This window comes from Pseudoalteromonas sp. Ld20 (assembly GCF_045064175.1).
In the GTDB taxonomy this organism is placed as follows: Bacteria; Pseudomonadota; Gammaproteobacteria; order Enterobacterales; family Alteromonadaceae; genus Pseudoalteromonas; species Pseudoalteromonas neustonica.
Map to the genome: position 1 here is coordinate 92,602 of NZ_JBISHB010000030.1, position 25,421 is coordinate 118,022.

A 25,421-nucleotide genomic window follows, 5' to 3' on the forward strand; every position below is an offset into this window, starting at 1 on the left:
GTAACTTGATTATTTGAGTGCACTTGCAATCCATGTGTAGCTACTTAACTAATTAAAAAATAGTTCATTGTTCTGAGTCTTGTCTAGTTTTTTGGTGGATTTAAATAATTATTAATAGTCCCTATAACAGTTTGATAATTGAATTGATCAATGGCTTCTTTAAGTTGTAGTAATTGAGGGTCATTACCCGAGGCTACAAGGTGTTCATTTAATTGTTGATTAAGGTTTGCCGTTATTGGGCGAGCTTCTTGAGCGAGTACTTTTATCTCGTTCAAATAAAGTTTTTTATCATCGGAGAAAAGTGTAATTTCTTTGGTCGCTTTCAATTGATTCGTAAGTATGTATTGATCGATAGCGCAACACGCCATCGTTAATTGCTGCTCAAATACAGTTAAGTTGATGAGTTGCTGTTGCTTGATTTCCTCTTTGACCTTAAGTGCTGTTGCTCTTAGCTGTTCGAGTCCTAGCGTGCCTGTAAGACCTATAAATGTGTGGAGTGAGCGCCTTAATTCGAGAATATGTTGCTTTGCGTAAAGCTCCTTGATTTGGATATTGTAATCATTGTAATCATTTTTAAAGCGTCGATATAAATCAGTAAGCAGTCGATCATTAAAGTCTAGATTCTCAAGTGCGGTGGGTAAGTCTAATAATTGAGGTTGTTCAAGGTTCTGCATAGTAGCGCCTTCGGGGTCGACTAAAGTAAATGAGAGATTAAATGAAAATTTAGTACCTTCATCAAGTTGGCTGTCAGCTTGAATTTCTCCTCCAAGCAACTTGACTAATTTTTGACTGATTGTTAATCCTAAGCCCGTTCCTCCATGCACTCTACTTGCACTGTTATTACCTTGTGCAAATGAACTGAAAATTTGTTTTATCTCATCAGGTTTTATTCCCGCGCCGGTATCTTGAACTGTAAAGCGTAATGTAATGAGTTGTTGCTGTTGGGAGCAGACCTCAATCAAAACGATCACCTCACCTTGCTTTGTGAATTTAATAGCATTATCAACAAGTGCACCGAGTACTTGTTCGAGTCTTACAGGATCCCCTATGAGCATGGCATCTTTTTTTAAATGGTTAGTCAGTATTAAGTTTAGGCCTTTTTGCTTAGCATTGATTGAAAACCTTTTTTCAATATTTTTAATAATATCGTGCAGTATAAATTGGCTGCTTTCTAATTTTAATCTATTGGTATCAAGCTTGGCAAAATCAAGTAAGTCATTCAATATCTTTAATAATTTACTAGCGCTGGAAAGGGTTTTATTAACATTGCTTTTTTGTTGGTCAGTTAACGGGCATTCTAACAGCAGCTGTTGCATGCCTAAGATAGCATTCATTGGAGTACGTAACTCATGACTTATATTAGCAACAAAATAGCTCTTAGCTCTGTTGGCTTGCTCAGCTTGATCTTTCGCTAACGATAATGCGGCGTTTATGCTTTGCATTTGGGTATTGAGTGTTTGTGTTTCATGTAATAGGTTTACAGTTTCGTTATTTTTTCTGTAAAGTGAATTTGCTGCAGTTATCACACTACTAAGTTCATTCTTTTTATTCGGCTCAGCCAGTTCTTCATTTTGTGTGCCGTTGTTTAAATTATTCAGAAGCACAATTATCTTGTTCATTGGTAAAATGATTGCAACCACGATAAATACACTAACAATAATACTTAAAAGAAACATAGCCAGAGAGAGAAATTGAGATTCTTTAGCGCTATCAGCCAAATGTAGATTGAGTGTTTCTTGTGACTTAATAAACGTACTTTTTTCGCTGTTATTTATTTGTTTTGTTAGATATAACAGTTCGTTAGCAATGCCGGTTAAAACAACATTAATAGAGTATGTATAGCCTCTAGTTAGTAGTGTTAATTGGTTGTAAGCTCTGCGAATGTTGAGCAACTGAGTTTTAAAGTCTACATTAGGAAGTGCATTATTTAGTAATCCATCCTGCTCAATATGGTTTAGCTGTTGCTGTAAAGTCTGAATGCTTAGTTGCGCTTTTTGAGATGAGTCATATTGTGTGTCGTTTAAGTAAGTCAGTGTGGCATGTTCGATACTTGTTACTGAGCGTAATACCTCAAAGTAGCGGTACTTGTGTTCGTTGCTTGCTTTATCTTTTAAAGCATTAAGGCTTGTTTGTAGTGACGCAATGGCTGGCTTGAACTTCTCTTCAACTAATTTTTGACGATGCTTTTTATTGTCAATAACCTGCTCGAATGTATGGCGATAATTATTTAAATGCTCATTTAAGCGCAATAATAAATCATCATACTGGTGCGGGGTTTTATTTGCATTATGTGTAAAGGAAACTAAATCAGCATTTGCCGCGAGAAAAAAACGCTTAAAGTTATCTAAAGCAATGGGTCTACTTTCTTTTCCAACATAGTCAACAACTTGACCTTGTAATGAGATCACATTATTTTCTAGACTGGTTGCAACTTCACTTTGCGCAAGGGCGTGATATTGCAGCGCAAGTAATGCCCTTAAGTCATGCTGAGATTTGTCAAATAGGTAGCTTTGCAGTAAAAGCAGGCTAATTAATATGCTCAACGTAATGGATATTTTTGATTTGATTGAAAGCATAATAGTTATCGGCTTATTAACTCATACCATTTTTGAAGGCTATAGTCGTAAGTTGGCATTACAGTGTTCCACACCGCAACATTACTTAGACGTTTTAAATAGCTTCCCCCACTGCGCATAGCGCCCGTTTTTACAGATATTTTTCCTTGTGGATTAAGTAACGGCTCTATAGCTTGTTGGCCTTGATACCAATATTGCCATTCAGCATCAGATAAAAAAGGTTTTGAGCGTTCAGGGTTACTAATGTAATAACCTTGCCTGGCGATAAATGCACCTGGCCACCCAGATAACCACCAATTCATATACTCATAGGCGGCGCTTTTCGTGTTTTCGTTCACTTGGGATGATAGGCACATTACGCCATGCCAGCCTCGATAACCTTCCTTAGGAGCAGCAAAGCGCACATTGATACCTTGGCTGTTTAAGCTCTCGACAGCGGGTGAAAACATACTTTCAATAATGGCTCTGTCATTACGCATAAAATCAACTGATTCAGGCACAGAATTCCAATAACCGCTAAAGTGACCTTGTTTTTTGTAATTGAGCAAAATACTAAATAGCTGATCGAGCTCTTGGCGAGTCATTGCACCAACATTATTAAATTTAATTAATCCCTTACTTTGCGCGGCAAGCGCTAAATCAAAAATACCAATTGATGGGGCGTTAACTATAGCGACTTTACCGCGGTGTTTTTCATCTAATAACCATGCCCAGCTTTCACTTTCATACGCGGTGCCAAGTGGTATGTGAGCTGTATTGTACCCAAATGAATCAACATTATGGACATAGGGTAAGTAGCTAATAAAATCGGTTTCATTGCTATTTAAAGTACCGTCATCTTGGATGTTTAAAAGTTTATATGGGGCATCGCCAGCACCGATTGATGCATCTGGAGTGAGCTTGCCTGTTTTAGTGAGTGCGTTAATTTCACTAAAGTTATGAATGCGTTTTTTATCAATAGCTTGGATACTGCCAGCGTTCCATAACACATTGATACTATTGGACCACTGTTCGTAAAGGTCAAAAGAGCCGGGAGCCATCGATGCTTTTTGTAGTACCGCAGCACTGCCAGCTGGTTGAAATACAATATCTATACCCAAGTCAGCCATAGCTTGCTTACGAATAGCCTCTTGTAATGTTACGTGGGTTCCTAACACTCTCAGAGTTGTTTTTTTGCGGGCAAAAACATAGGGAGCGTGAGTGATGATACCGGCGCTTATTCCAAGCGCTGCAATTTTTTTTAGCGTAGCCCTTTTAGGCTCATCCATAATTTAGCCAAAATAACGATAGTTAATGTTTAGGTATAGCTAATGACGGACAAAGGCTCAAGCATTGACGATGAATTATTGAGAATAAAGTAGTATAAAGTTTTAGAGGGATTGCTTGAAAAAGTAGATGTTATGAACTTAAAAAGAAAAGGTAGGAAAGTGGTGGAGCTAAGCAGGATCGAACTGCTGACCTCCTGCGTGCAAGGCAGGCGCTCTCCCAGCTGAGCTATAGCCCCACATTCCTAAAATTACGAATTTCGTAACCTACTTGATGTTCCCTTTCAAGCGGGACGAACTTTAATGAGATTTATCAATTTGGTCAAGTTTTTTTTATATATTTGGTGAATTTTCACGTAAAGAGTGATTTTTTGATAGACTACCTGCAACTAGGTAATAAAAATGATTTCGTTATGAAGATATGCATATGGATATTAGTTGTTTTATTAAGTGGTTGTGCGAATCAAAGTGATGACCAACTTTTTGAGATTATTAGCAAGCAGTTATATACCAAATTAGATGAGCAAGAGAGTAAAGTCTTTGCTTATATAGTAACCGTTGAAGCAAAAACGCGTAAAAATGTGAAATTAGATAGGCCGCTTACACGCCGTGAGTTTAAAGATTTTGCTAATCAAGAATACTTTGAAGAATCCAATAGTTTAAAACTCAAGCTAGAAGATCAAGCAGTGCAATTATTAAAACAAGAATTAAATAAAAAAGAATATTGCGAGAATAATAAATATGAAATAGAAGAGGTGTCATGGCGAGATCTCAGCGTACGACTAACAGGACGTTGTTTATAAATGTTGGCTGATAAAACTAAATTAGCGGCGTTTTTAGCGCATTTAGATATTCATTATGATGCGATTGAACATCCAGCGTTACATGGCAGCCTCACCGCAGATGAGTTAATGATTGAGCGTCCTGGAACACACCCTAGCTAAGTATCAGGGCTTATCGAGATTAGGGTTTGCTTCTGATGAGCGTTTAGCACGTTATTTAAAAGTCGCACCTGGCTGTGTCTCAATGTTAGCGTTAATGAACGACAAGCAAAATAATGTAACGTTATGGCTTGATCAAGATATTTGGTTTGGTGATCTATTTCATTGTCATCCCTTTGATAATACGCAAACGTGGCTATTAAAAAAAATGGATCTAGATACTTTTTTTACAGCGACAGGGCATCAGCCTAAAGTGGTTTTTTTACCAGCGAGATAACCTGAACTCACTAACGCTAATCCACATAGGCAGACGAACAGTAGTGATACTATAAACGCGATATGACCAAACTGTTGATAAACCATGCCTGGTACAAAAGAGCCAAGGGCCCCTCCACTGTAATAAAACGATACATATGCGCCGTTAGTAACACTTGCTGGCGCACTGCTTATTTTATTAACCAACGGCGCAGCAGTTGAATGAATAATAAACATTGCACCGCAAAACCCAGTAAAAGCCAATAAAAATACAGCCAGTTGAGAACTCATTAATGCCACTAATGTCACGCTATACAAGGTGAATATTGCGCATAGTAAATACCACGGAGAATGACTTTTTCTTAATAACCACGGCGTAGCTATAGAAGCTAGCGCACCAATTAAATATCCGCTATAAACTAAGCCAATATCACGCGTGTTGGTGATTAAAAAGGTATCTTGCAGAATAAACGGCAAGTAATTAAGCAGTGCGGCAAAGCAAAAAAACATACAAAATACTGCACCATACAATTTTAATACCGCAGCATCTGCTAGCTGTTTTATATAACTTAATGGCGAAAGTGGATTGCTAACTAATTGCGCTTGATTGCGCGGAATGCATAATGCTAAACCCGTCAGACCCGCAGCGATGATAAAATAGAAACTTTGCCATGCCCATAGATCTGCAAAAACTGCTGCTAATACACGGCCAAAGTAACCGCCGGCAATAGTGCTACCTATATAAAGAGTCATATTTCTTTGTAGGTTATCGGCTTGATAGCGACTGCCTATGTAAGTGGTCATTGCCGTTAATGCGGCCGGTAAGGTCAAACCTTGCAAAAAACGTAACAGCAGTAATAATTCAAAGCTGGGAGCGTATGCAAAAGCGATGCAGGTAAGCGCTAGCACTAACATTGCATAGCGCAAAATTGTTAGAGGGTTACGTTTAGCAAGGAGTAGGCCGTATATTAGCGGCGCAATGGCCAGTGGGATCATAGTGGCAGTCATTAAGCTGCCTGCAATTGCGGGGCTAACAGCAAATTGATCCGCGAATAGACTCAATAATGGCTGCGGGGCATAGAGCACAAAAAAGATAAGCAGTGAGCAAATTAATAAATGACTTAAACGCATTTGTTGCTCCGACTATAAAAATTGTAGCTTAACCTGATTGATATTAAATTCAATTAAGTTAAGTGTTTTTTCTTTAAAATCATCATTCATTGCGCTAAGTCAGGTTATCAATTACTACACTTTGCTAGATTAATGGTCATAACACTATGATTTATGCGCATTGAAGATTAAAATAATCTTAATATCAGTTTTTAATGGAACAAAGCTATGGGTTCATTACAAGACCAATTGCTACAAGCAGGATTAACTACATCACATAAAGCGAAAGTTGCAAAAAGTGAAAAACGTAAGCAACAGAAAAAGCCAAAAAAAGGGGCGACTAGTAACCCTAGTGATCTGCAAAAGCATATTCAGCAAACAAAATTAGAACAGCAAAAAAAAGCAGAAGAACTAAATCAAGCTCGTCAAGGTGAGTTAAAGCAGCGCGGAGAAGTTGCTCGCGTTAAGCAAATATTAGAGCACCATAATCAAGATACGATTCGTGGCGAACGTACTTTTAATTTTACTTACGAAAATAAAGTAAAAGAGCTGGACGTAAACGAAAAGACTCAAAAAGCACTATCCGGTGGGCGTCTAGCTATTTGTGTTTTAGAAGGGCAATTTTTTGTATTGGAAGATGAGCCTGCTCGTAAAGTCGCTGAAGTCGATGAAAAGTATATTGTTTTCCATGTTGAACCTGAAGATAAAGGGAAAGATGTAGATGATCCATATGCTGACTTTGAAGTCCCAGATGACCTTGTTTGGTAATTAAAAGACTTGTTATTTTTGACAATGTTATGTGATCTTTTGCGTGTATAAATTACGTACAAAGTTAGCATGACATTGAGCATAGTCTACAATTAAGTGAATAGATTTATAAACCGTCATAAAGAAGAGAAAATACAATGAGCAAGATAAAAAAATTACTCTTAGGAGCTGGCCTTGCAATGGCAGCAAGTGTTTCATTTTCATCAATGGCTGCTGATGGTGCAGCGCTTTATACAGCTAAAAACTGTCAAACATGTCACGGCGCTGAAGGTAAATCACCGATCATGGCAATGTACCCTAAGCTAAATGGTCAAAATAAAGAGTATCTACTCGCGCAAATGAAAGATATTAAATCTGGTGCTCGTGCAAATGGTATGAGCATAGCAATGAAAGCAATGGTTGCAACTGTAACTGATGAAGAGCTAGCGGCGATTGCTGACTATTTATCAAAAGTAAAATAATACTTTCTAAGCTAACTACTTTTTAAGTTATTTTATAAATAGCCACGCCATTTTGGTGTGGCTGTTTTGTTTTAAAAGAGATTGATCATCCTCCCGCACTACTTTAGACTTCTATCCATCTACTTCGTGTTTTTCACGTTTGAATAAGGTATTAAAATGTTTGAATTACCTCAACTTGATTTAAAGAATAAAGTTTCTGCCCAAGAGTGGCAGTTACGTGTTGATTTAGCTGCCTGCTATAGGTTAGTTGAACACTTTCGTTGGGGTGATTTGATTTACACGCATTTATCAGCGCGCTTGCCGGGGGCGGACTATTATTTAGTAAATGCGTTTGGTTTAACGTTTGATGAAGTGACGGCGTCTAACTTAGTAAAAGTAGATTTAGACGGCAATATTTTGGATGATACGCCGTTTGCAATCAATCCTGCAGGTTTTACTATCCATAGCGCTATTCATGAAGTTCGCGATGATGCGCATTGTGTTATTCACTTACACACAAAAGAAACGATTGCAGTCGCAACTCAAAAAAATGGTTTATTGCCTTTGAGCCAGTATTCAATGTTTTCATTACCATCGTTGTCCTATCATGGTTATGAAGGCTTAGCGGTCAATAATGACGAGAAAAAGCGCTTACAAGATGATTTAGGCGATACCAACCATATGTTATTGGTTAATCATGGTGGCTTAACTGTTGGTCCAACAGTCGGTGATGCTTTTATGCGTTTTTACGATTTACAGCGTGCGTGTGAAATACAGCTTGCATTACAAGCGAGCGGCCAAGCAGTTACACCTGTGCCACAAGTCATAATCGATAATATTTATAATCAAGCGAATGTTGTACACAGTGGTAGCACTGGTGGGCAACTTGCTTGGCCTGCGATGTTACGCAAGGCCTATCGTCTTGATCCTAGTTTTGCAAAATAACCTAAGTTTGGTTAATAAGGAATTTTCATGAAAGTTAATCGCGTTGAAGTATTCGATATCCATTGCCCAGATAGACCTGCATGGACGCCAGTATTCGTTCGTATTCATACTGATGAAGGTATTAGTGGTGTTGGAGAGGCTGGCCTTGCTTATGATTTAGGTCACAGTGCGGCGGCGGCCATGATCAAAGAGATGGCAGATGCCTTCTTAATTGGTCATGACCCATTTCAAACCGAAAAGTTATGGTCGCGTATGTTGCGTGAAAGCTTTTGGGGTTTAGGTGGTGGGCCAGTGGTGTATGCAGCGATGAGCGCGATTGATACAGCCTTATGGGACATTAAAGGTAAAGCGTTAGGTTTACCTGTGTACCAGTTATTAGGCGGCAAAGTAAACGATAAGCTGCGTACTTATGCATCGCAGTTACAGTTCGATTGGGATACAGAATTTAAAGCGTTAGTACATCCACAAGAGTACGCAGAAGCGGCATTAAAAGCCGTGGCACAAGGGTATGACGCAGTAAAAGTTGATCCTATTCAATATGATAAAGATGGTAATACGTATTACGACCGTACCAATATCATTTCACGCGCTGAAATGAAGCTGTACCGTGCGCGTATGCAAGCAATTCGTGAAGCGGTAGGCGATGAAGTCGACATCATTTTTGAATGCCACAGCTTACCGGGTGTAACCTCGGCAATTCAAATTGGTGAAATTGCCAAAGAATTTGATTGTATGTTTTATGAAGAGCCGGTTAACTACTTAAATCATTCTTTACACGCAAAAGTAGCTGATAAAGTGGCAGTACCTATTGCTGGTGGCGAGCGTTTATATAACCGTTGGGGTGTGCGTCCATATTTAGAAGATCAGAGCATTAATGTACTTCAGCCGGATATTGGTTTATGTGGTGGTTTTACTGAAACTAAAAAAGTATGTGACTATGCTGATATCTTTGATGTGCGCATTCAAGCTCACGTATGTGGTGGCCCTGTGGCAACTGCTGCGTCGTTACATTTAGAAACGGCGATTCCAAATTTCTTGATTCATGAGCATCATACGTATGCAATTAAAAAGTGGAATCGTGAATTATGCTTACAAGATCCACAGCCTAAAAATGGTTTCTTTGAAGTATCTGAAGAGCCTGGTATTGGTATTGAGCTAAATGATGAGATTGTAATGCGTTCACAGCGTGTTGAAATTAAATAAGCTGTTCTTTACATGATTTGAAGAAAAAGCCCGTTCGGGCTTTTTTATATTTAACCTGAGTGAAAACCATTCACTTTGCATTGTACTTTGGGTAAAGGTTCAGTTGCTTTGCTATCAAGGTGGCGCAAAAAGCATGTGTTATTTTTGATCAGCAACTCAAATCGATCGGGCATGTTAAGTTGCTTCCCCATAATTGGGTTACCCATCCCATCGCTTTTATTTACATTATCAACAACCATTACACTTTGCTGCATAAATACATCATCCGCCACGGCGATAGGATTACTGCGCATTAGCCTTGCCATACCTTGCGCTATTAGCTCACTTTGTGGCTTTATTAATAGTGCGTGCTGTAGTTTGGGCGTGGGTTTATCTGCATAAAAAGCACAACCGGCAAGTAGAAATATAGATAAAGCTGGTAATAGTCGTTTATTAAATAGCATTACTTAACCTCTTTAATACCCTCAATTAGCGACCTAATTTGAGGGTAAAACCTTATTGGTTTCAATTAATGTGGTAGCACGATTATCAAATACGTCAGGTGTATCGCTAACGCTTGATGGTGCAAAGCCTTGTATACTGGCAGTTGAGGTAGCGACAGGGCAGCTACCATTACTTCGATAGCTTAAAGCTGTTTTAAGTAAGGCTTCATTTGGATCGCCTAGTTGGTAACTAAAATCATCAGCCACTGCACAGCCCGCTATGCGCACAGGTAAGCGCTCATTATCTACTGTATTTTGCGGAGCAAAACCATCTGAATATTCACCAAACCCTTTATTATTTTCTCCTGTAAACTGAATACTGAAATAGGTTGTATCGCAGTTATCGGTAGGATAAAAACCGTAAGGTTTACCGCAAGTACCTGAACCAATTTGAATTACTTCTATATCAGCTCCTTGTAAGCCATTAATAATCGCTTCACTGGCTGAGCAAGTGCTACTGGTCGTTAATACATAAACCCGTTTTAAATTAAGACTCGGTAAAGGCGTGCCGGGACTTACCGCTGGATTCTCAGCAAAGCCGATAAACTCGTCAATAAACATAACGGGTGCTAAAGGCTTAGCAGTAACAGGGTTTATAGTTGGGTGTTTGTCGTTAAAAATAGTGCGTTCAAATATTTTGTTATTTGTATTGGCGGCTCCAGCGATCATGTAGCCTATTTGGCTCGCCATTTGTAGAAAGCCCCCCCCGTTGTAACGCATATCAATGATGAGATCAGTTACGTTACTTGCTTTTAGAGAATTAAAAGCATCAAAAAGTGGCTTTTCTGCAATCGCGTTGTGGCTATTAAATTGAAAATAACCCACCGAGTCATTTTCAAAGGTTTTTACATTAGTGACTGGTTGCGATGCAATGCTTTGTGAGATTAGCGTTACTTCACGCGTTTGTTGATTATTGATATCTTTGAACAAAAAAGTGGTGCTCACACCAGTTTGTTTTGGATATAAACCAGCATTAAGAGTATCTACGTCAGCTTGGCTGGTCGCGTTAATAAAATCGACACCATTGACTTCTAAAATTTCAAACCCTCGGCGAAGATTTTGATTACTGGCGGGAGAGTTCGCTTCAGTATAGCTGATCAGGCCTTTTCGAGGGGCACTTGAGCTAAATAACTTCACTTTAAAGCCATAACCAAACGTGATACCTGATTGACTTTGTGCTTCCCACTCGGCGGTAGAAAGGCTGGAATGAAAGTTATCTTTGTTGGCACCAGAGTCAGTTTTTTGTTCTGTTTTTAATAAGGTGAAATAGTCACTCACACTTGCTGTTAGTGCAGGATCTCGGTCTATTATTTCGTCATACCATAGGTAAGTTTCGTTACTCCATGAGCGAAGAAAATGCTTTTGATTCAATGCTTGGCATTGTTTATCAAAATTATCTGATGGCTGAAAGACACCTTGAGTCCAGCTAATTGTGTTACCAGTACTGCCGCCACTATCGGCCATGGTACTGCCACCACCGCAACCAGTCAGTACGGCCAAAAAAGTAACGTTAAAAAGGCCTAGTATGAGTTTGTTTTTAGATGAAGTAGTCATAAAAGCGTTCTGTTTTTATACAACAATAAGCTGAATATAGCGGTTTTTAATTAAAGTTGATAGCAGTGACGCGCGTTTTTATAGCTTAATTGTTGCCATAAGCTGTGGGTTTTGCAAAGCGCAAAATTACTTAACCAGCGCTTTTGATAGCTTGAATTGATTTGGCATACGGGAAAATTACTAGCAAACATCACGCGCTGTTGACCAAAGCATTGAAGAATAAAGTCAAAACACGCTTGTTGCTGAGTTTGCAGTATAGCTGTAAATAGCTCAAAACCTGAGAATTTAATCGTGCAGTTGGGTATGTGAGCGAGTCGGCGAATTCCCTCTTGCCATAGAGAGAGGTTATTCGGCAAACCAGCATGGTTTATGACTACGTGCAAGTTTGGGAGTTGTTGGCAGTACTTAATTAATTGATCGGTGATAGCTAAGTTTTCAACATTAAACTGTGCTTCAAACATTAGTTGGCAATCATTCAAAAGCGTTAAATTATCAAGGCAATTAGGGTGAGTTAACCGAGTTGCATCCGCACCTTCGGTTATGTCTCTAATCCCCACCAAACTTGAATGTGATAAAGCGTTTATTGCATTGTTAAAGTCCTCAGGTGGATTATCAATGCAAGCAAAACCTACTGCTTTATAGTTTTCCCCGTGCAGATGCTGCGCCAGCCAGTTTAGCTCATTAATTGGGTTTTTATTATCAAACCCTGCTTCAATATGCACCAGCCCTATGATTTCAAATGGACTCGTTTGTTGTAGTTGTGCAGCATTAATAGGGCGTTTAATAGTCTCTAAATTTGGCCAAGAGGGCGGATTACTTCCTTGTAGCCACTCATATTGCCCATCTAGCAAATTAAAAAAATGCACGTGAGGGTCAATAATACGTTCGCTCATTGCGCGGTATAACCGCCATCGATAGTTTGTAAGCTGCCAGTAATAAAACAGGCCTCATCGCTGGCTAAAAAATTGACTAACGCGGCGACTTCATCTGCTCGACCCAGCCTACCTAGTGGTTGCAAAGCACCTTCTTCGGCAACTATGCTGGCTTTATCTGCGCCACTGCGAGCACAGTATGCATCAATCGCATTATGAAATAAGGGGGTTTCAATGGTGCCGGGGCATACAGCATTAGCACGAATATTAAACTGGGCGTAATCAAGTGCGGTTGTTTTTGCCATTGACGCTAACGCATGTTTGGTGAGGTTATACGCAAACGAGTTTGTTTTAGCTATGATGGCTTGATCTGAGGCAATTAAAATAATCGCCCCATTTTTTTGCGTTTTCATACTTGGTAATACGCTTTGAATTGCTGCGTACGCACCTTTTACATTAAGCGCAAACAAACTGTCGAAGGTTGCTTCATCCGTGTTTTCAATGGTTGCACTTAAATGGCGGCCAGCATTAGATACCAATATATCAATGTGCTTAGTTGTGCTAGCAATGTCAGTAATAACGCTTTTAACCGTATTTACATTACTGACATCACAGCGGTGCCAAGTACCTAAATCTGAATGTTCGAGATCAAGGTTGTGAACCTGATAACCATTTTTTATAAAACGTGCAACAATAGCTTGGCCTATGCCTTTACTACCGCCTGTAACGATTGCAACCTTTGACATAGAATTTCCCTAGTGGTTGTGACCACAACCGCCTTCGCTGTGAACGTGACCGTGTGATACTTCTTCACTTGTAGCTTCACGTACGCTTAATACTTGCACATCAAAAGTCAGTGTTTTACCAGCAAAAGGGTGGTTTAAATCACAGTCAGCATTAAAACGACCTACTTTAACAATCGTTACTTGATGACGACCTTGGTTAGAGCTAACCATTGCAGTCATGCCAGCTTTCCACACTTTGGTGTCACCTTGGAGGTGTTTAAGTGGAATACGTTGGATTAGATCATCAACACGCTCACCGTAAGATTCGCTTGGCTCAAGAGTAACACTGAAGCTATCACCAGCGGCTTTGCCTTCAAGGGCTGTTTCTAAACCTGGAAGCATGCCTTCAAGGCCATGAATGTATGTTAATGGTTCATTGCCAGTGCTTGTTTCTATTTGTTCACCGGCTTCACTTAATGTGTAGTGAAACTCAACCGCTGAGTTTTTGCTGATTTGCATGCCAATCTCTTTAATATTTACTGAATGAAACGCTAATTTTACGCTAAATACGGATGATGTGAAACTGCTGGTTAGTGTGGTTGTTTTAAGGTTTTCTCTAATCCTAACAATAAGCCATCATTTTGTAATTGGGAGATCGGCTTTATTGCTTGTGGCAAGTGTAATACGAGCGTTATACCCGGTTTTAAGATGCTAGAGGCACTGAGTTTATTCCACTGTGCGAGGTCTTTATGCGAGACATCATAAAGTTGACTGATATCCCAAATTGTATCCCCAGGCTTGACTTGGTAATTAACAGTAATGGTTGCAGTGGCTACTTGGGTATCATCTAAATAAGGACTGATTTTATAGTCAATTGTCAGTGAGCCTGGCATTGTTTTTGGCTGTCCTGTGAGTAGGCGTTCGCCAATACCAATGAGGTTGGTCTTTTTATTATTTAACATTTTTAGCTTTTTAACGGGCATATCAAACTTTTTAGCGATGCCGTATAAGGTATCGTTTTTCTTAACAAAGTACTCTCCAGTAAAGTTACTCTTGAAGAACTGACTGCTTAGCAATGCTTGCTGTTGCAATGGGAGGAGCAATGTATGAGGCCCATTTGGTGAACTTTGATTTTTTAAATAACCAGGGTTGAGTTTATGCAATTGGCTGCGCCCCACACCTGATAGGTTAGCAATAACAGAAAAATCAAACTGTTGACCTACATTAAACTCAGTAGTTTGGGCTTTATTCTCAAGCTTAGGGCGTATTAAGCCTAGCTTAGGGTTTTGCACTAAGTAGCTTAATGCTAAGAGCTTAGGTACGTAATCTGACGTTTCTTTAGGGAGTTTGAGAGACCAATAGTCGGTGCTTTTACCACGTTTTTTATTATTAGCAATTGCGCGTTGTACTCGGCCTTCGCCACTATTATAAGCCGCGAGTGCATGCATCCAGTTACCATCAAAACGTTTATATAAATATTCTAAATACGCCAGAGCAGCATCTGTTGAAGCCAGTACATCTTGACGGCCGTCATACCATTGATCTGACTTAATACCAAAATGATGCGCAGTGGCTGCGACTAACTGCCATACCCCAACAGCTTGAGCAGAGGAACTGATCGTTGGGCGAAAGTCACTCTCAACAAAAGGTAATAATGCCAGCTCCATCGGCAGCTTACGTTGTTCTACTTTATTGACGATATGGTATAAGTAAGGAGCAGCTCGCTCGTTCACTATTTGTAGATATTTAGGTTGGCGGGTATACCATTTAATACGTTTGTTGAGTGCCCTATTTAGATAGATTTTAATATGTAAGTTGTCAGCAATATGCTGCCATAAATCAGGGCTTGCGGATCGTGAGTGTGACTTTTCAATTGTAGGTTTATACGGACTCGGTACTGTGTGATTTTTTTTATTGGGTTGCAGTAGTTCAGTCGATATAGTGGTCGTAGGCGGTGTTGCTTGTGCGTTCGTGCTTACCGCAATCGCGTTTTTTGTTGACGGCTTAAAGTGGTTAAAAATAACGGGGGCTTGTTCTATATCAGGCGCTGCAGGTTGCAGCTTTGTAGACTGACAGCCGCTGAGTAATATTGCTATTACGAAAATGAAAAAATAATTCCTGCGCATAAACACCACCGAATCAATATCCCTTTATAAGCTTAGCACAACCTTGTGTAGGGTCTATTTTGACTGTTTCGCGCGCTTAAGTCCAGCTTGTAGAAATAAAGGGTAAGCTTTATAGGCAGCTGTATCAATTTGATAATCTTTAGCAAATTCAGCAGGGAAGCTTTGTTGTAATGTTGTAAGCTCCACATTGGGATTGGTTGATACATGCTTAATAATTTGTTGTAAAAACCTGTATGGCTGACTTAAATCAGTTGCTTTTAAGGGCGCTCCATGGCCCGGTAAAATTATTTTTATCTGTTTGTTATTGCTAAATTGTTTAAGTAGTTCTGCCCATTCTACTAAGTTGCCGTGTCCAGGGTAAGGCAGCCAATCTACAATGTCTCCCCCTAGTAAGATGGTTCCTTGTTCTGCTAGTAATGTCAGATCTCCATTTGTATGTGCTTGATGGGCGTGCAGCGTTATAGGGTAGTCACCTAAATTGAGTGCGAGAGAATCAGAGACTTGCATTGCATTTGGCTGCAAATTAAATTTTCGCCAGCGAAGTAGACGCTGTTTGGCTAATTCTAATTTCTTTCTCCATTGTGGCTGTAAAGAAGCTGGTTGTTCAGCTAATCGTTGATAACTAAGCTCAACACTTTGCTCGTAACTATCAAGTTTATCTTCAAAGGCACGTTGGAAATTTGCAAACTCGCGGGCAATCTGTTTATGAACAATGAGTTTGGCGTTTGGGTAACTGTGTTGCAAAATGGCCATGCCTAATAAGTGGTCATCATGAAAATGGCTCGCAACTAAATAGCAAAGAGGGGTCGTCAAAGTTGACTTTAGTTTTACAATTGTCGCTTCAACGGCTGCAAAATTGCCGCTGGCATCAAACATTAAAGCGCACTCTTTACCTTGGATTAATACTTGGTTGGAATCATAAAAGCGTAGCTTTGGTTGCTGTTGTAAAAATTGAATGTTTGGGCTGATTGTTTGCCACGTTACGGCACTATAGGCGAAAGGTGCTAAGCTGATTAGTAACCCAACAATTAGCAGTTTAAATGTAGTTATTAGTTTGAAAGGACTACTTAGCATGGGTCATATCGATCAATAAAATAGGTCGCTTACAGTAGCTTATTTTATTGGTAATAACAAAAAAAGCGCTAAGTAGCGCTTTTTATTTGGCTGATGAGCTACCTAAGTATGCACTTAGTTTATCAACAAGCTGATCGTGCTGTTGTAGTTCTGCACTTTGCTGTGCTTTTGCTTCAAGCAGTTCGTGACTAATGTTCAAAGCAGCCATTAATAAAGCTTTTTGATCATTGCGAACCGTTGAGCGTTGCTTCATTTGCTCGACTAAATCATTAAGATGTTTAGCGGCAGCAATTAGAGCGTCTTCTTGTCCTACAGGGCAAGCAAATTGCTGCTCTTTACCAAGCAACTCAACGGTGACTCGCTGGTTTTGCAGCTCAGACATTAGTTTGCCTGTTGAGCGCTTTGTAGTTTCTCAAGTAGGCCTGTTAACGTTGTGCTGGTATCTTTTTGTTTTTCTTCGCTTTCAAGTGCTTCAAGTTGAAGAATTTCATTTTCATCGATCAGCTGACTGTTTTTATCTTTAAGTTCATTCACTTCTGTTTGAAGTTGTGAATTTTGGCTAATTAATTGGTCGATCAGTTGTTCTAATTGAGAAAGGGTCTCGTTATTCATAAATGCGCTCATAAAACTGTGATTATTGTCATGCAAATGTAAAGCAAAATTGCTTTATATGCCAGTATTTACGTGTGTTTTAGCTGATTTTTATTCGTCGTTAAGGGATAATTCAGCTAACGGGCTATTTCATTCAGAATTGGTTCACGCTCAGTTGCCAAATGCATAATGTTTATGGTTCACTGGTTTTATAAATAAGCTTATAGCGAAATTAAATTATGCTCAGTTACAGACACTCATTTCATGCGGGTAATCCGGCCGATGTTGTTAAACATTTGGTACTTGCTCAGGTATTAAGTTACCAAACTCTTAAAGATAAACCGTTGGATTATATTGATACGCATTCTGGCGCCGGTTTTTTTGAATTGGCTGGGGCAGATGCCCAAAAGACCCAAGAATACCTCGATGGTATCGCCAAGCTCTATCAACATACGAGTGAACATCAAGAGTTAAATGATTATATTGATCTGATTAAGTCGTTTAATGAAAGTGAGGCGTTAGCGTTTTATCCAGGGTCACCAAAAATTGCAGAGCACTTTTTACGTCGCCAAGACAAAGGTTGGTTCTTTGAGTTGCATCCACGAGACTTGGCATTATTACAAGAAAATATGAGCGGCAAGCGCTCTATACGTGTCCGTGGTGAAAACGGCTTTACAGGCCTAGTCGGGTTATTGCCGCCAGCATCTCGTAGGGCATGTGTATTAATTGATCCACCTTATGAAATTAAAGATGATTACGACACCGTTGTAAAAACATTAACGAAGGCTTATCAGCGTTTTTCTACTGGCACTTATATGATTTGGTATCCAGTTGTAGATAGAGAGCGTATTGAGCGCATGGAAGAGGGCTTAATTGCATCAGGTATGCGTAATATTCAATTATTTGAATTAGCCACAGAAGAAGATACAGACGTTCATGGCATGACAGCCTCAGGTATGATCGTAATTAACCCACCGTGGAAGTTAAAACAAACAATGGATAATGTATTACCTGAGCTAGTTAGCTTATTGAGTGATTCATCAGGTTTTTATCGCAGCGAACAATTAGTCGAAGAATAAAAGTAAACGCCCAGCATAACTGGGCGTTTAATACTCAGAGAGATCAAAATTAATTAAAATACATGGCTTTAAACGTTGCAAGTTGTTTGCCTTGCAGATCTTTTAAAATCAGTGATTCGCCATTAATATCCCATAGAGCTGTGTTCTCTAGTACTGCCGACATTGCACTTTCTTGTTCCATGCTTTTAAAGCACATCATTTTAGTGCTGGCTTGCGGGCCAAATGTGAGTGATTGCTGGTTGACTTGATAACTGCCAGTAAAGTTATTACATCCTAAAAAGCCATGGCTTTTGTTATCTTTACTAAATTGTATAAACGGCTCTCTGGTTTCAACAGTTACAGGCTTACCATTTAAGGTAATGGCTTTAAAGTAGGTGTTAACTAAACTTACATCGGGTTGTTGTGCGGCAACTTTAGAAACTGTAATGGTAAGAGGTTCACTCTGTTGCGAGTGTGAAAACGGGTTATTATGTGTTGTGCTTACATAAAGTAAATTATCTTGATTAACGATACGTGCGCTAACACTGTAGCGGCTGCGTTCGTTTAATATGCTTGCGTCGTAGGGGAGTGTCACTGTGTATGGCGGCGCACCAGCAATATCAATAGTTTGTTGACTGATAATATCGGCAGCTACATCCATTTTCGACACATCGGCTAAAGTTACCGTTAATTGTGAGCCGGGACGCAGCATGCTGCGATCAAGATAGGTTACTTGTGTTGTTAGCATTGCGACAGTTTCATTTTTAATTGCATGGCTTGCGTTTGTAGCCTGCTGATTTACACAACCAGACAGAATTAACGTGCTGCAAGCTAATATACTAATGTTGGTAATTGATTTTAAAACAGATCGAGGTTTATGTAACAGCATGACTTATTCCTTGAAATAAATTAAGTCAGTAGATAGTGGTTACAGTGTAGTTATTTGCTACTTAATCGCAGCTTAATTTTAAGTATAAAAAGCGCTATTTAGCGCTTTTACTGGATATATGAATAATACTTACTTTTTAACAAATTTAGTTAAAATAACAATTCGTTGACCGTCAACGCGACCTTCAATGTGCTCAGGGTTGCTGGTTAAACCGATATTACGAACTGCTGTTCCACGCTTTGCAGTTAAGCTGCTGCCTTTCACGTCTAAGTCTTTAATTAGCGTGACAGTATCGCCCGCTTGTAATATTACGCCATTACTATCTACATGTTTGATGTCATCGTCTTCAGCAAGTGCTACTTTGGCCCACGCTAACGTATCTTCTTCAAGATAAATCATATCTAACGCATCTTGTGCCCAGCCATTATCAGCAGCTAAACGAGATAGCATTCTATAAGCCACTACTTGGACTGCTGGCACTTGGCTCCACATACTATCGTTTAGACAATGCCAATGTGTTGGAGTGATATCGATATTACTTTCAACTTGGTCTTTACATGTCTGGCAGGTATAAATGCACTTGTCTGAATGGGTTTCTGTAACAGGTGGCACTTCGTATACAGATAAGTTGTCAGTTGCAGAGCACAACTCACATTGGTTACTGCTACGTTCTACTAAGGCTTGTTCAATGCTCATGTCATTAGCTCTTGTGATTTTTTACAAAAAAGTATGGCGCTATTATACCCAACCTTAGCCCTGATGAGAACATATCCATGATAAATGTATGGTTATAGTGCCCGGTGTTTTTGTTGTGGGTACGAAAGTTGAGGAATCTGAAATTTCGTACCCACAGCATTGTGTTTAGTTAATGCAAGCTTGCAAAAGTTCACTATACTAAGTCAATACAAAAAGAACAATTTAGCTGGCATGAGTCGCTATAAATTATTAGCAGGAAATAATATGCCGAATACACAAATTACAGCGAACGTACCAAATATGGTCACTCAATATATAGCACGACAGCCAATATTTAATACTGATAAGAGTATTTTTGCTTATGAGTTATTGTACCGAGATTCAAGCGATAATTTTTTCCCTGTAGGGACGACCGACGGACAAGCAACAGGTCGCTTATTTTTTAATGCATTGATGTTGATTGGTATAGATAAATTAACAGCTAACCAGTGTGCATTTATCAATCTTTCAACGGATGCTTTGTTAGATGATTTTCCTAAACTATTACAGCCAAAAAGCGCTGTAATAGAAATAGTTGAAAGGGCTGGCAATATAGAGCAAGTTACTAAAAGGGTACGTTCACTGAAGCAAGATGGTTATGTGTTTGCATTAGATGATTATGACGGTGATGCAAAATGGGAGCCCTTATTAGAGCTGGTAGATTTTATAAAGCTAGAAGTTGAAAACCCAATAATTAAAACGAATATTCAACTTAAAAAGCTTAAAAGACGCTTTCCCGATGTAAAAATTATTGTGGAAAGAATCGAAACTCACGAAGAGTTTACGACTTTAAAAGATGCAGGCTGTGACTACTTTCAAGGCTTCTTTTTTGCGCGACCAGAGATGCTCACTTACCACAATGTTGAGCCTTCAAAACTAGCGGTATTTGATCTTTTACGGTGTACATCGCGACCGGATATTGATTTTGATGAAGTACATCAAAGAGTTGCCAAAGATGTTGGTTTAACTGCACGTATTCTTAAGCTAGTTAATGCGCGCTCGGGTAACCAAAATTTAGAGATTACTTCTATCTCTCAAGCGGTTATTTATTTAGGCGAAGATTCAATCCGCCAATTCGTAAGGGTATTAGCACTTAGCGAATTAGGGGTAGATAAACCCAGCGAACTAACTAAGCTTGGTTTAACACGAGCCCATTTTATGCTGCTGATGCTTGAGCCTGGCGGTAAGGAAATGTCAGAGCGAGGTTACTTAGTTGGCCTGATGTCTGTACTTGACGCTATTTTAAACATGGAATTAGGCGCAATAGCAAAAGAGTTTTGTCTAGGTGATGATTTGTCTAGTGCGTTATTGTGTTTTAACGGCATGTTAGGTGCGACTTTACAATTAACTCGCGCTGTAGAAGAAGATAACTGGCTATTGGCAACCAAGTTATTAGAAACCATTAGACCAGCTTCAGAAATTGACATTGTATACAAGGCTATGTTTGTAGCCCGTGAATACGGTGATGAAGTTTTAGCCTCAATTATTGAACAAGCATAATGCCTTGGGTATGATGCGTTATTACAAAGTAATTTTTAAAGACTAGCTATGCGTTTATTATTGCCAATTGCCACTATTTTAATTGCGTTAGCATTGCTTGTACCGGGTGTCACTCAGCCAGTGCTGACGCTAGAAGGTAAAATTGATAAGTCAAAACTAGCTAAAACAGGTATTGAAATGCTTGCTGATGAAGGCGACAGAAATACCAGAAGGATGCTCACAATGGCATCAAGCATGTTTGGTCTTGATAAGCTCGAAGGTGAAGTTAGCGCTTACAAAAAAACGCGGAGCATCTGGGGAACAGTTAACGAACTTGCGAATAACAAAAATTATTTAGTTGCAGGGCTAGTGGCGTTATTTTCAATTGTAGTGCCTACTTTAAAACTGTTAATGCAATTAGTGTATTGTTTAATACCGATGAATAAATTCAAGCATAAACTCGATCAAGTGATACAAAGCCTGAGTAAATGGAGCATGGTAGATGTATTCGTGATTGCCTTAATTGTTGCGTATCTTGCAGGAAATGCTGATGGCCAAATGGGCGAGCTTATCAACATGCACGCAGAATTTGGCGCAGGTTTTTGGTATTTTACTGGTTATTGTTTATTTGCCATCGCTGCAAGTAACTTAATAAAAATTGCACCAAGAAACAGTTAAACGTTTGTGTTAACTAACAAGTTACCATAAACTTACAGCTTACAGCTTACAGCTTACAGCTTACAGCTTACAGCTTACAGCTTACAGCTTACAGCTTACAGCTTACAGCTTACAGCTTACATTTATTAAAGGCACTTTTTTGCAACGTATTTACCTTAGTATATTGACCGTCGTTTTGTTACTCACTTTAGTGGGTCAAGCGGTTGCGTCAGTAACTATGAGTTGCGAAATGCCACATATGAACCAAACCCATTCACAAGTCACCGATACCAGCGATATGCACCATGACATACCAGCAGGTATGATGAACATGGATTGCTGTGACGATGACGCAACGGCTAATCAAGAATGTGGCTGCCCGATGAGTGCGTGTAGTACTCATTCAATGTTAAGTATGAGCGCGCTATTTAGCGTTACGCTAACTCCCCCCGAAAAAGTACAGCTTTACACACCGCAAAATCAACATCGTATAGCCAGTTCGTTATACCGTCCTCCTATGTCTGCTTAATAGCAGGATAGGTGCGTCTAAAATTTACATAAATCACCTTTTCTGCCTCTAAATTTAATCATTTTTTAATTTTAGTGGAGTAAGTGATGAATCACTTCAGAATATTTAAAGTCAGTTTTTTAGCGTTTTTGCTAACAGTTACAATCTCAGCGCATAGCAATGAGCTTAGCCTCGATGACGCGCTTAGCTATGCGCTTAATAACGAGCCATGGCTAACAGCCAGTAAATATCAACAAGCCGCAGTACAAGCGCAAAGTTTAGTCGCGGGCACCTTGCCAGATCCAGTATTAACTATCGGGCTAATGAATTTACCTACCGATGGCTTTGCGTTTGACCAAGAAGGGATGACCCAGTTAAAGGTTGGTGTAAGTCAGATGTTTAGTCGCGGCGATAGCCTTGCACTTAAAAAACAGGCATTAGCGCAATCGGCGCAGCAATATCCATGGTTACGATCTGACCGACTCGCACAGGTTAAAACCATCGTGATCGAGTCTTGGCTCAATGCGTATCGTGCGCAGCAAAGCATTGCTTTAATTGAGCAAGATAAAGCATTATTCTCGCAGCTGATTGATATTACAGAATCAAGTTATGCCAGCTCGATAGGTAACACTCGCCAACAAGATATTATCCGCGCACAGTTAGAGTTAACCCGTCTTGAAGATAAATTAATGATGCTTGAACAGCAGTTTGAAAGTGCTAAAAAGCGTTTATCACAATGGTTGCCAATCAATATGTTAACTCAGCCTGTGAGTGCTAAGCGCAGTGACATAATACCACTAGTCGATTTTGCACAACTTGAGTTTACACAGTTAATGCAGCTGCTGACGGCGCATCCTGCAATTGTCGCAATTGACCAAACGGCAGCCGCTAAAAAAACTGAAATTGATATTGCCAAACAAGGTTATAAACCACAGTTTGGGGTAAACATGGGCTATGGGTATCGCGATGGTACGCCAATGGGAGACTCGCGGGCGGATCTGTTTTCGGTAGGATTGAGTGTTGATTTACCGCTATTTACTGATAACCGTCAAGATCAACAAGTAAATGCGGCTATCGCCATAGCGGAAGCCGTAAAAACACAAAAGCTGATCGCACTACAAAAGCTTAAAGGCATGTACTTTAAAGAGTTTAGCCAGTTAGCACGGTTAGCTAAGCGCGGTGGGCTTTATCAAACTAAACTGCTGCCACAAATGGCAGAACAAGCGCAAGCCACATTAAACGCCTACACCCGCGATGATGGTGACTTTTCAGAAGTAATGCGCGCGCGTATTAGTGAGCTCAATGCCAAAATAGATGCGTTAAATATCCAAATCGATCAACAAATTATTATTGCTCGCCTGAATTATTACGCCAGTAGCCAAGATGCTGCTGTGATGGCTGAGCAGTTCGCAGGAGATCAAAGTGAATACTAATATAAAGCTTCTTATCGCAGCACTATTAGGTGCGGGAGTCTCCGTTGGTGCATTGTCTTTGCTGGGGAGCAGTAATGAGCATGTTGCTAACAGTACAGAGAAAAAGCCACTATATTGGGTGGCCCCGATGGATAGCAACTATCGCCGTGATGAACCTGGACTCTCACCGATGGGGATGGATTTAGTGCCTGTTTATGATGAGGGCAGCAGTAATAACCAAGATGGTCCTGGCGCAGTGACGATATCTCCTGCGGTGATTAATAACTTGGGGGTTAGAACCGAGAAAGTACAGTTTAAGGCACTGCAAAGTGAAGTAAACACGGTGGGCTATGTGCAGTATAACCAAGACCAACAGGTGCATATTCACCCGCGGGTTGAAGGTTGGTTAGAAACGCTTTACGTTAAAGCGGCCGGTGCTCAAGTAAAGCAAGGCGAACCACTGTATACCTTGTATTCACCGCAATTGGTTAATGCTCAAGAAGAATTTGTACTGGCCGTTAATCGTAAAAATACGGTGCTTATTCGCGCGGCCAAAGCGCGCTTAAAAGCATTGAATGTGTCGGACGGCTTTGTTGAGCGCTTACAAGCTAATAAAAAAGTGATGCAAAACATTACCTTTTACGCACGTCAAAGTGGGGTGGTTGATGAGCTCAATGTACGCGAAGGTTTTTATGTTAAGCCGGGTACTTCAATGATGAGCATAGCTCAGTTGGATGAAGTATGGGTTGAAGCCGAAGTATTTGAGCGCCAAGCACAGCTAATAGAAATAGGTTTACCCGTTACCATGACCTTAGATTACATTGCAGGACAAAGCTGGCGCGGTAACGTTGATTATATCTACCCAACACTGGATGCTAAAAATCGCACGCTGCGGGTGCGTTTACGCTTTAATAACCAAAATCACCAGTTAAAACCAAATATGTTTGCGCAGGTGAGTATTCACGCTAAAGCAAGTGACAAGCAGCTTATTGTGCCAAAAGAAGCGGTGATCCGTACCGGCAACCAAGACCGTGTTGTGCTGGCATTAGGTGAAGGGCGCTTTAAATCTGTGGCGGTAGAGCTTGGTCGTAGTGATAACAATGACGCAGTGATTTTATCGGGTCTCAAAGCCGATGATCACGTGGTGACTTCAGCCCAATTTTTATTGGATTCTGAATCAAGTAAAAGCTCCGACTTTAAACGTATGCAAGCGCTAGACACTATCACTCACGTGTGGGGTAAAGGCGTTATTAACAGCGTTATGGCGGATCACCGTATGGTGAATATTAGCCATGAACCAATGGACGAACTCGATTGGCCAAGCATGACTATGGATTTTATAGTTACAGAAGATGTTGATTTCAGTGCGTTACAAGTCGGGCAAACACTGCATTTTGAGCTAACTAAGCAAGTTGATGATAGCTACTTACTGAGCGGTATTCATATTATGGACTCAACACATGTGATGGTCGAGCCTGCGAATACGGCAACCGTAATAGGTACTATCAACCATATTGATAAAACAACGCGTACCGCCAATATTAGCCGTGGTGAGATTGTAAAATGGAACCGCGAAGCTGCCACATTAGATTTTATGTTAGCAGCAGATGTAGACCTCACTGACTTATCTGCACAGCAGCAAGTGGAGTTTACCTTTAGTTTGCAAGACGGTGAGTTTGTGATCAGTCGTATCAAGACTGCAGCAATCATGCAACCAAATAGCGATAGCACCCTGTCATCGCATAACGGACATTAG

General features: G+C 40.0%; 25 protein-coding genes, 1 tRNA gene and 1 pseudogene. 12 read left to right on the plus strand and 15 right to left on the minus strand.

Annotated features, from left to right (window positions below; all coding sequences use genetic code 11):
- Positions 1-83: 83 nt before the first annotated feature.
- From ACJJVX_RS06110 to ACJJVX_RS06120, 3 genes are all read right to left on the minus strand, one after another.
- On the minus strand, positions 84-2,576 hold the full coding sequence (locus ACJJVX_RS06110; protein WP_405630632.1) for a sensor histidine kinase: 2,493 nt from the start codon (positions 2,574-2,576) through the stop codon (positions 84-86).
- A gap of 5 nt (positions 2,577-2,581) precedes the next feature.
- A complete protein-coding gene (locus tag ACJJVX_RS06115; RefSeq protein ID WP_405630634.1) occupies positions 2,582-3,844 on the minus strand; it encodes a PotD/PotF family extracellular solute-binding protein in 1,263 nt (420 codons plus the stop codon).
- Positions 3,845-4,004: 160 nt separating this feature from the next.
- Positions 4,005-4,080, minus strand: a tRNA-Ala gene (locus ACJJVX_RS06120).
- A gap of 174 nt (positions 4,081-4,254) precedes the next feature.
- On the opposite strand from ACJJVX_RS06120, the gene ACJJVX_RS06125 reads away from it, so the two are divergent.
- Both ACJJVX_RS06125 and ACJJVX_RS06130 read left to right on the plus strand, forming a co-directional pair.
- Positions 4,255-4,644, plus strand: a complete 390-nt coding sequence (locus ACJJVX_RS06125) for a hypothetical protein (protein WP_054452942.1) — start codon at positions 4,255-4,257, stop codon at positions 4,642-4,644.
- Positions 4,645-5,059, plus strand: a pseudogene (locus ACJJVX_RS06130) (YbaK/EbsC family protein).
- Here the strand turns inward: ACJJVX_RS06130 and ACJJVX_RS06135 are convergent.
- Positions 5,026-6,168 carry an MFS transporter gene (locus ACJJVX_RS06135; protein WP_054204511.1) on the minus strand — a complete coding sequence of 381 codons (1,143 nt, stop codon included), beginning with the start codon at positions 6,166-6,168 and terminating at the stop codon, positions 5,026-5,028. The pseudogene ACJJVX_RS06130 and the gene ACJJVX_RS06135 sit on opposite strands and share 34 nt — an antisense overlap.
- A 207-nt stretch (positions 6,169-6,375) precedes the next feature.
- Between ACJJVX_RS06135 and ACJJVX_RS06140 the strand changes: the two genes are divergently transcribed.
- The 4 genes from ACJJVX_RS06140 to ACJJVX_RS06155 all read left to right on the plus strand — a co-directional run bounded on the left by ACJJVX_RS06140 (position 6,376) and on the right by ACJJVX_RS06155 (position 9,503).
- Positions 6,376-6,915 (plus strand): DUF2058 domain-containing protein, encoded by a 540-nt coding sequence (locus ACJJVX_RS06140; protein WP_054204510.1) that lies wholly within the window; start codon positions 6,376-6,378, stop codon positions 6,913-6,915.
- A 137-nt stretch (positions 6,916-7,052) separates the two neighbouring features.
- Positions 7,053-7,376, plus strand: a complete 324-nt coding sequence (locus tag ACJJVX_RS06145; RefSeq protein WP_054204509.1) for a c-type cytochrome — start codon at positions 7,053-7,055, stop codon at positions 7,374-7,376.
- A gap of 156 nt (positions 7,377-7,532) precedes the next feature.
- Positions 7,533-8,300, plus strand: coding sequence for a class II aldolase/adducin family protein (locus ACJJVX_RS06150; protein ID WP_405630637.1), 768 nt, complete (start codon positions 7,533-7,535; stop codon positions 8,298-8,300).
- 27 nt (positions 8,301-8,327) lie between these two features.
- Complete coding sequence (locus ACJJVX_RS06155; RefSeq protein WP_054204507.1) at positions 8,328-9,503, plus strand: mandelate racemase/muconate lactonizing enzyme family protein; 1,176 nt, start codon at positions 8,328-8,330, stop codon at positions 9,501-9,503.
- 50 nt (positions 9,504-9,553) lie between these two features.
- Here the strand turns inward: ACJJVX_RS06155 and ACJJVX_RS06160 are convergent, their stop codons facing one another.
- The 9 genes from ACJJVX_RS06160 to zapB form a co-directional block, all read right to left on the minus strand.
- Entirely contained in the window at positions 9,554-9,946 is a 393-nt protein-coding gene (locus ACJJVX_RS06160; RefSeq protein WP_054204506.1) for a hypothetical protein, read from the minus strand.
- A gap of 33 nt (positions 9,947-9,979) precedes the next feature.
- Positions 9,980-11,539 carry a S41 family peptidase gene (locus ACJJVX_RS06165; RefSeq protein ID WP_170174042.1) on the minus strand — a complete coding sequence of 520 codons (1,560 nt, stop codon included), beginning with the start codon at positions 11,537-11,539 and terminating at the stop codon, positions 9,980-9,982.
- Positions 11,540-11,589: 50 nt separating this feature from the next.
- Entirely contained in the window at positions 11,590-12,432 is an 843-nt protein-coding gene (locus tag ACJJVX_RS06170) for an amidohydrolase family protein (RefSeq protein ID WP_405630640.1), read from the minus strand.
- The gene (locus ACJJVX_RS06175; RefSeq protein ID WP_054204503.1) at positions 12,429-13,157 is read right to left on the minus strand and encodes an SDR family NAD(P)-dependent oxidoreductase; all 729 of its coding nucleotides are present in this window, start codon (positions 13,155-13,157) and stop codon (positions 12,429-12,431) included. The genes ACJJVX_RS06170 and ACJJVX_RS06175 overlap by 4 nt, the downstream gene beginning before the upstream one ends.
- A gap of 9 nt (positions 13,158-13,166) precedes the next feature.
- Positions 13,167-13,655, minus strand: coding sequence for a peptidylprolyl isomerase (locus ACJJVX_RS06180; RefSeq protein ID WP_054204502.1), 489 nt, complete (start codon positions 13,653-13,655; stop codon positions 13,167-13,169).
- Between the two features lie 71 nt (positions 13,656-13,726).
- Positions 13,727-15,262, minus strand: a complete 1,536-nt coding sequence (locus tag ACJJVX_RS06185) for a transglycosylase SLT domain-containing protein (RefSeq protein WP_405630642.1) — start codon at positions 15,260-15,262, stop codon at positions 13,727-13,729.
- Positions 15,263-15,316: 54 nt separating this feature from the next.
- Positions 15,317-16,336: an MBL fold metallo-hydrolase gene (locus tag ACJJVX_RS06190; protein ID WP_405630645.1), complete on the minus strand. Its 1,020-nt coding sequence runs from the start codon at positions 16,334-16,336 to the stop codon at positions 15,317-15,319.
- An 82-nt stretch (positions 16,337-16,418) separates the two neighbouring features.
- Positions 16,419-16,718 (minus strand): cell division protein ZapA, encoded by a 300-nt coding sequence (locus ACJJVX_RS06195; RefSeq protein ID WP_054204499.1) that lies wholly within the window; start codon positions 16,716-16,718, stop codon positions 16,419-16,421.
- Complete coding sequence (gene zapB, locus ACJJVX_RS06200; protein ID WP_054204498.1) at positions 16,718-16,948, minus strand: cell division protein ZapB; 231 nt, start codon at positions 16,946-16,948, stop codon at positions 16,718-16,720. The genes ACJJVX_RS06195 and zapB overlap by 1 nt, the downstream gene beginning before the upstream one ends.
- A 218-nt stretch (positions 16,949-17,166) precedes the next feature.
- On the opposite strand from zapB, the gene ACJJVX_RS06205 reads away from it, so the two are divergent.
- Positions 17,167-18,006, plus strand: coding sequence for a 23S rRNA (adenine(2030)-N(6))-methyltransferase RlmJ (locus ACJJVX_RS06205; protein ID WP_169327891.1), 840 nt, complete (start codon positions 17,167-17,169; stop codon positions 18,004-18,006).
- 49 nt (positions 18,007-18,055) lie between these two features.
- On the opposite strand, the gene ACJJVX_RS06210 is transcribed toward ACJJVX_RS06205, so the two are convergent.
- Both ACJJVX_RS06210 and ACJJVX_RS06215 read right to left on the minus strand, forming a co-directional pair.
- Positions 18,056-18,874 carry an META domain-containing protein gene (locus ACJJVX_RS06210; protein WP_054204496.1) on the minus strand — a complete coding sequence of 273 codons (819 nt, stop codon included), beginning with the start codon at positions 18,872-18,874 and terminating at the stop codon, positions 18,056-18,058.
- Positions 18,875-19,003: 129 nt separating this feature from the next.
- Positions 19,004-19,570 (minus strand): alkylphosphonate utilization protein, encoded by a 567-nt coding sequence (locus ACJJVX_RS06215; RefSeq protein WP_054204495.1) that lies wholly within the window; start codon positions 19,568-19,570, stop codon positions 19,004-19,006.
- A gap of 264 nt (positions 19,571-19,834) precedes the next feature.
- Between ACJJVX_RS06215 and ACJJVX_RS06220 the strand changes: the two genes are divergently transcribed.
- The 5 genes from ACJJVX_RS06220 (at position 19,835) to ACJJVX_RS06240 (ending at position 25,421) form a co-directional block, all read left to right on the plus strand.
- Positions 19,835-21,109, plus strand: coding sequence for an EAL and HDOD domain-containing protein (locus ACJJVX_RS06220; protein ID WP_405630649.1), 1,275 nt, complete (start codon positions 19,835-19,837; stop codon positions 21,107-21,109).
- Between the two features lie 48 nt (positions 21,110-21,157).
- Complete coding sequence (locus ACJJVX_RS06225) at positions 21,158-21,766, plus strand: paraquat-inducible protein A (protein ID WP_405630650.1); 609 nt, start codon at positions 21,158-21,160, stop codon at positions 21,764-21,766.
- A gap of 139 nt (positions 21,767-21,905) precedes the next feature.
- Positions 21,906-22,274, plus strand: coding sequence for a hypothetical protein (locus ACJJVX_RS06230; protein ID WP_054204493.1), 369 nt, complete (start codon positions 21,906-21,908; stop codon positions 22,272-22,274).
- 86 nt (positions 22,275-22,360) lie between these two features.
- Positions 22,361-23,686: a TolC family protein gene (locus ACJJVX_RS06235; RefSeq protein WP_405630653.1), complete on the plus strand. Its 1,326-nt coding sequence runs from the start codon at positions 22,361-22,363 to the stop codon at positions 23,684-23,686.
- Entirely contained in the window at positions 23,676-25,421 is a 1,746-nt protein-coding gene (locus ACJJVX_RS06240) for an efflux RND transporter periplasmic adaptor subunit (protein WP_054452836.1), read from the plus strand. The genes ACJJVX_RS06235 and ACJJVX_RS06240 overlap by 11 nt, the downstream gene beginning before the upstream one ends.